Below are 1,209 nucleotides of genomic sequence, written 5' to 3' on the forward strand. Positions count from 1 at the left end.
CCAAGGTTGAACCGGTCTGTGTAATACGAACGCCTGCAATGCTATTAAACAAGTCTTTTTGGTAGTTAGCCTGGTCAAGATCAACAGAGCCTCTATCCTTAACGGCGATACTGGCGGGCACATCCAAGGTCAACTCTTCGTTTCTATTTGCTGTCACACTAATCGTATCTAGCTGCTCAACCGCTGGCTTTGCTTCCATGTCTGCAACAGCGGGAAGTGCATACAAAAGGCTAGCGCCCAAGAGACTACTACCAATACAAGTTTTCCCTGATAGCGAAATATTTCGAAAAGTTTGATTTACTCTCACACTAACACACTCATTCAACCTCATCTATGATTCGATTGGAGGTGAGTATATCGATGAGGTTTTATGGAGGAAGTGACATTTTGTCGCACCTATTCGCCTTCTTTATCCAAGATTGATTCAGATCAATCTCGCAAGATAAGCAAAGTTAAGCAAACAGGTGCGTTTGTCTTTATTTTTTTTCTATATAGGAGGCTAATAAATCGAAAAAAGATGCGTAGTCATTACACACAAAGCCCGCCCTTTCAGCATAATCAGGTAAGTGATCTTGAGCATATAAACAGGAATGCATGTTAGCATGTTCTGCTGCTAATAGGTCGTACAGATAATCACCCACATACACCGCCTCAGAAGGTTTGAGTTGCCACTCACGACATAGTTGCTGCAAGGCTCCTGGGTGAGGCTTTGCAGGGGCACACTCTCTGGTTAATATCGTGTCAACTTGTAGTCCCACTTGCTCTAACTTACGACGAGTTGCTTCTCTTGAATTTCGAGTCACTATCGCAGTTTTTAATGCTCCTATAGAAAGCTGTTCAAACAAACTTTCTACTCCAGGAAGCAGTTCAACTGATCGCGCATCGGCCATTTCGTGTTGATAAACAATGGCATTTGCCGCTTCTTTATCTTTGCCTTGCAGGGCATCGATGTAGGCCAAAATATCTTCGTCAGGCGGGCAACCCACATCTTTTCGCATTCGGTCAAAGTTGAGACTCGAGCTGACCAGCGTTCCATCAAGGTCAAAAATGATGGCTCTAATCTGTTCCGACACACACCGTGGAATTCTCCTCAAGCAACTCACTGACTCGCTCCATTTTGAAATCAAAGACTAAGAGCTAAGAGTGTACTGAAGATATATTCATAAGACCAAAGAAAACAAAAAGCGTGGCTCTCGCCACGCAAAAAAC

General features: G+C 43.6%; 1 protein-coding gene and 1 pseudogene. Both read right to left on the reverse strand.

The features are described 5' to 3' along the window. Positions 1 to 307, reverse strand: a pseudogene (locus A3756_RS18910) (hypothetical protein); the annotation flags it as partial. A 169-nt stretch (positions 308 to 476) separates the two neighbouring features. Beyond that, positions 477 to 1,073 carry an HAD family hydrolase gene (locus A3756_RS18915; RefSeq protein WP_068508120.1) on the reverse strand — a complete coding sequence of 199 codons (597 nt, stop codon included), beginning with the start codon at positions 1,071 to 1,073 and terminating at the stop codon, positions 477 to 479. Positions 1,074 to 1,209: the final 136 nt, after the last annotated feature.

This window comes from Oleiphilus sp. HI0086 (assembly GCF_001635225.1).